4 protein-coding genes are annotated in these 5,523 nt (G+C 64.4%); 2 read left to right on the top strand and 2 right to left on the bottom strand.

What is annotated here, in order from left to right:
• Positions 1-197 precede the first annotated feature (197 nt).
• Complete coding sequence (locus tag ACFDS3_RS18575; protein ID WP_375263835.1) at positions 198-584, top strand: hypothetical protein; 387 nt, start codon at positions 198-200, stop codon at positions 582-584.
• A gap of 786 nt (positions 585-1,370) precedes the next feature.
• On the opposite strand, the gene ACFDS3_RS18570 is transcribed toward ACFDS3_RS18575, so the two are convergent.
• Entirely contained in the window at positions 1,371-3,386 is a 2,016-nt protein-coding gene (locus ACFDS3_RS18570) for a M3 family metallopeptidase (protein WP_375263834.1), read from the bottom strand.
• A 63-nt stretch (positions 3,387-3,449) separates the two neighbouring features.
• Positions 3,450-4,475 carry a ThiF family adenylyltransferase gene (locus ACFDS3_RS18565; protein WP_375263833.1) on the bottom strand — a complete coding sequence of 342 codons (1,026 nt, stop codon included), beginning with the start codon at positions 4,473-4,475 and terminating at the stop codon, positions 3,450-3,452.
• A gap of 120 nt (positions 4,476-4,595) precedes the next feature.
• Here ACFDS3_RS18565 and ACFDS3_RS18560 point away from each other — a divergent pair.
• The coding region (locus ACFDS3_RS18560) for an MCP four helix bundle domain-containing protein (RefSeq protein ID WP_375263832.1) at positions 4,596-5,523 on the top strand (928 nt) is incomplete at its 3' end.

The following is a 5,523-nucleotide window of genomic DNA, read 5'->3' as shown; positions in this document are numbered from 1 at the left end:
ACCGAAGCCCAAAAGTCTTCCTCTCGGCCATCGCCCTCGCCGCTACCGTCATCTTTTGGTTATGAGTCCAGAGCCTAGCAGGCTGCTGAAAAAGGATTTTGAGGAGCATCTATCGTCGACTTCGTCGATGGGGGACCCGAGCGCTTTTCCTCTGCTCAACGAGAGCGCTTGAAAGACCAGCCTATTCGGGCACGAGCGTGGTGACCGCCGACTTTTTCAGCAGCCTGTTAGGGTTTCCTGATACGAGCAAGGATTCCCGCGGCAGCTTCCAGGAGATCATGGTTGGTCAGACATATACCAAGGGGGCCCACCTTGCTGCACTGCGAGAGATGTTGCCAAAGGGGAAGATTACGCTTGTAGGGGAAACCGAAAGTCAAACGGCGAGGGTGATTCCGGACGTATTCCGCAACCATATAAATGATGATCTGTTCGAGTGGATGATTATCAAGTTCGACAAGAAGGTTTCAAAACCTGTTAGCAGGAAGCGCGTGAAGGATTTCAATGAAGATCTCGCGGAGTTCATGAGCGCAGAGATGACTTCTTCCGATGATGAGATCGCAAGACATGAGCTTCTTGAGAGGTAGTGCAGCGAGAAACTGAAAAACGACTATGGTCTGGATCGCTTCGGCACTCCATACGCGTTCCAGATTTCAAACTTCCAGTCGATACAGTTTCCGCAAGTGTGGATCAAATCTCCCGTTCAGCACTTCGGCGAAACGGAGAAGTCTGTCGGGTTTCCGCTAATCCGACGTGCTTACAGGAAGAAGCTGAAAGGTTATGCATTCGATCAAGAAGTCTTAGATCCAGACCTGCGCGATGCGCTCGCAAGGCGGGTTCTTAAAGCGACGATACAACCGGTGTCGTCGTTCATCAACTCGCTGCGCATACGGACGAGCCATACGAAGAGGGCCGGTGGCAAGTCTGGTCGGAATGGCCCAAGCTATATAAACGGCGCACTGTTTAATCCGGCTGTGCTGGTGGCCGTCTTCAACATCTACAGGATCTACTTAATTCGCTCGAAGCTCGCCAATATCTGGGGCCGGGTGCCGCGTCATCGAACTTATCAGAGGTGGAACAGGGCCTCTCTTACGTTCGGGTTCCGGGCTCCGAGGAGACAATCGAGATCCCCAAGCGCCGTTCTTCTGCTCCCGTGATGCGAACCCCAGCGATGCGCCTCGGCGCAGATGCGATTCGGGATCGCGCTCCCGACCCCCGCCGCATCCTCTACCGGCCTTGGCTGTTCCACGGCACTCCGTTGTGGCGAAAGTTCGAGACCAGATGACAAGAGGCCCCGGCGAACTTTCTCGCCGGGGCCTCCCTGTGTCCCAGATCCCGGAATGCGTCAGCCAACCGGAGCACCCTTTTTTCTGTCAGACGGCGTCGAGCCCCCTGCCCTTCAGAAGCGCCTCAGGTCCCGGCATCCGGCCGCGGAAGGCGATGTAGGCGTCCGCCGCCTCTTGGCTGCCGCCGGCGCTGAGGATGTGGCGCTCGAGCTTTTCAGCCATGTCGGGGTCGAACGGCCCGCCGGCCTCCTGGAAAGCGGCGAAGGCGTCGGCGTCCATCACCTCAGACCACATGTAGCTGTAATAGCCCGACGAATAGCCGTCGCCCGAGAAGATGTGGGCGAAATGCGGCGTGGCGTGGCGCATGCCGATGGCCTTGGGCATCTCGATCCCGTCGAGGATCTCCTGCTGGCGGGCGATCGGGTCCTCAGGCGCCTCGCCGGTGTGGAATTCGAGGTCGACGATGGCGCTGCCGAGGTATTCGACCGTGTGGAAGCCCATGTCGTAGGTTGAGGCGGCGAGCAGGCGGTCGCGCATCTCGTCGGGCATGGGCGCGCCGGTGTCGGCGTGGGTGGCGTATTTCGTCAGCACCTCGGGCACTTCGAGCCAGTGTTCGAAGAGCTGTGAAGGCAGCTCCACGAAGTCGCGGGCGACGCTGGTGCCCGAGATCGACTCGTAGGTCACGTTGGACAGCATCTGGTGCAGCGCGTGGCCGAACTCGTGGAACAGCGTGCGCGCGTCGTCATAGGACAGGAGCGCCGGCTTGCCCTTCGAGGGCTTGGCGAAATTGCAGACGTTGACCACGATGGGCCGCACGCCGGCCTTCTGTGAACGGATGGCGGAACACCACGCGCCCGACCGCTTGGAGCCGCGGGCGAAGTAGTCGCCGAGGAAGATGGCGATGTGTTCGCCCTTGCGGGTGACCTCCCACGCGCGGACATCTGGGTGATAAAGCGGCACGTCCACGGGCGCGAAGTCGAGGCCGAAGAGGCGGTTGGCGCAGTCGAAGGCGGCCTCGATCATGCGGTCGAGCTGGAGGTAGGGCTTGATCTCGGACTCATCGAGGTCGTGCTCGGCCATGCGGCGCTTTTCGGAATAGTAGCGCCAGTCCCAGGGTTCGAGGTCGCCGTTGACGCCGTCATTGTGCATCATCGCCGACAGGCGCAGGCCGTCCTCGACCGCGCGATCGCGGGCGGGTTCCCAGACCTTCATGAGAAGCTCGCGCACGGCCTCGGGAGTTTTGGCCATCTCGGTCTCGAGCTTGAACTCGGCGAAGTCGTCATAGCCCAGAAGGCCCGCGCGTTCCTCGCGCAACTCAAGGATCTCGGCGGCGATGGCGCGGTTGTCGGTCTCGCCCCCGTTGGCGCCGCGGGCGGTCCAGGCGGCGTGGGCGCGCTCGCGCAGGTCGCGGCGCGGGCTGAACTGCAGGAACGGCACGATGATCGAGCGCGACAGCGTGATGACGGGGCCCTTCACGCCACGCTCGGCCCCCGCGGCGCGGGCGGCGTCGATAACGAAGTCGGGCAGGCCTTCCAGCTCGTCCTCGGTCAGCTCCATCATCCAGTCGCGCTCGTCCGCGAGCAGGTTCTGGGTGAACTGCACGCCAAGCGACGACAGCCGCTCGGTCACGCTGCGCAGGCGGTCCTTGGCAATGCCTTCCAGTTCGGCGCCGGCGCGGACGAAGCGACGGCGGGTGAGGTAGAGAAGGCGCTGCTGCTCGCCCGTCAGGTCGAGCGTGTCGCGCGACTGCCAGAGCGCCTCGATCCGGGCGAAAAGCGCAGTGTTCATCGCGACGTCCGACGAGTAGGCCGACAGCATCGGCGAGAACTCGCGGCTGAGCTCTTGGCGTTCGTCGTTCGTGTCGGCGCCGGCGATGTTGTAGAAGACGCCGAGCACCCGGCCCAGAGTCTCGTCCGCAGTTTCGAGCGCTTCGATCGTGTTGGTGAAGCTGGGGGTCTCGGGGTTGCTGGCGATCGCCTCGACCGCCTCGCGCGCCTGGACCAGCGCCGTCTCGACCGCCTTCATGAAGTGCCCGTCCTCGATGCGGTCGAAGGGGGGCATGTCGAAGGGTGTATCCCAGGGCTCGAGCAGCGGGTTGGTCACGGTGGTCTCCTGTTTTGATCCCCTTACCCTAGACCCGATCGCGCCCAAGGCGAACCCCGCGCGTCACGCGCCGCCGCAGACGGGGCAGTCGGGACGGCGGGTCAGCGCAATGGTGCGGTGCTCGCCCCAGAGCGCGTCGTAGATCGCCATGCGCCCGCGATGCCCCTGCCCCGCGCCCGTCAGTTCCTTCACCGCCTCGGCCGCCATCATGGTGCCAAGGATTCCGGGGAGCGGGCCCAGCACGCCGGCCTCGGCGCAGGTGGGCGCAAGGCCGGGAGCGGGCTTTTCGGGGAAGATGCAGGCGTAGCAGGGGGTGCCCTCCCACGGGGCGTAGGTTGTCAACTGCCCCTCCCACTGACTGAGCGCGCCCGAGATCAGCGGCACGCGCGCCGCATTGCAGGCGGCGTTCAGCACGTACCGGGTGTCGAGGTCGTCGCAGCCGTCGAGGACGAGGTCGTAATCGGCGACCAGATCGCCCGCGATCTCGGCCGTGAGGCGGCGGTGGTAGGGGCGGACGGTGACGAAGGGGTTGAGGGTCTTCATCGCGGCCTCGGCCGAGAAAACCTTTGGCATGCCGATGCGCGCGTCCGTGTGGATGACCTGCCGTTGCAGGTTCGTCGCCTCGACGGCGTCGTCATCTATCACGCCGATGGTGCCGACCCCGGCGGCGGCGAGATAGAGCATCGCGGGCGAGCCGAGGCCGCCCGCCCCGACGACAAGAATGCTGCTTGTCTTGAGGCGCTTCTGCCCCGGCCCGCCCAGCTCGCGCAGGACGATGTGGCGGGCGTAGCGCTCGATCTCGCCGGGGGCGAAGGTGTCGGTGCGCAGCTCGGGCGGGCGGTTCTCGGGGCGGACCCGGCGGCGCAGGAGCTTCAGGCCGAACGCATAGGCCCAGACGACCGCGCCGATCCCGCCGAGGACGAGCCATTCGCCCACATTGCCCCCCAGGGGCGACGCCGGCGCCAGGATCGCGAGCGCCAACACCGCGACGTAGAGGAGGCCCAGCGCCAGGGACCGCGCCTGCCGCGGCCAGCCGGCGCGCCCGCCGACGATCCAGATCACCGCCGCGAGTGCAAGGGCCCAAACCATGCGCCATCTCCCCTGGAAAAGCTGAGCCCTGCTTAGAGCGAACGCCGGCCGAGAGGAAGGCGCACGACGGAGAGCGCCCTTCAACCCGCCATTAAGGGTCAGCCTGTAAGCGTCGTTCGAATGCTCCGTCATGTGGAGCGCAGTGCATGCCATAAGCGGAGCCAGCGGATGGAACGTCTTTCTAACCTCAAGATCGGAACCCGGATCGCAGCCGGCTTCGGCTGCCTCCTGGTCCTCATGGCGCTTCTGGCGCTTACAGCCATCCTGGAGGTCAACGGCATCAGCAAGAAGCTGAGCGAGATCAACGACGTCAACGCGGTCAAGCAGCGCTACGCCATCAACCTTCGCGGCAGCGTGCATGACAGCGCAGTCGCGGTCCGCGACATCGTCCTGCTGGAGTCGGGGCCGGAGCGGGAGCGGGCGCTCGACCACCTTCAAGAGCTGACGGCGACCTATGCCGCGAACGAACGCGAACTGGCCGGCATGCTCTCCGACGGATCCGGCTCCACGGAAGTCGAGGATCAGATCCTGCAGAAGATCCAGGCAGTTCGGGCCGCGACAGGTCCGCTGGCAGAGCAGGTCGTTGCCACGCGCATGAACGGCGATGTCGATCGCGCAAAGGACCTCCTGCTGTCTCAGGCCCGGTCCGGCTACGCGGCCTGGCTCGCCGCGATCAACGAATTCATCGATCACCAGGAGACCCTGAGCCAAGATCTTGGAAAAGAGGCCCGGCGTTCGGCCGGAGGCTTCGATCTTGTCGCTGTTGGTGCTCTGGCAATCGCCCTCCTCCTCGCGTCCCTCGTGGCCATGGTGACCGTCCGGTCCATCACACAGCCGATGAAGAGCCTGCAGGATCTGCTGAAGCGCATGGCACGCGGTGAAGACGCCCGCGATGGCAATATCTCGTGCCGCAAGGACGAACTCGGCGATCTTGCACGCGTCGTTGCCGATGTCCGCGAGTCGGTCCTGCGGACGGAAAAACAAGCGGCGGCAGCACGCGCGGCCCTCCAGGAAGAGCAGCTTCGCCAAGCAGAGGTCGCGGCCGCCG

Origin of the sequence: Palleronia sp. (genome assembly GCF_042089775.1) — a bacterium.
Lineage (GTDB): Bacteria > Pseudomonadota > Alphaproteobacteria > Rhodobacterales > Rhodobacteraceae > Palleronia.
Note: the sequence above shows the minus strand (reverse complement) of the source record. Positions and strands in the feature narration are given on the sequence as shown.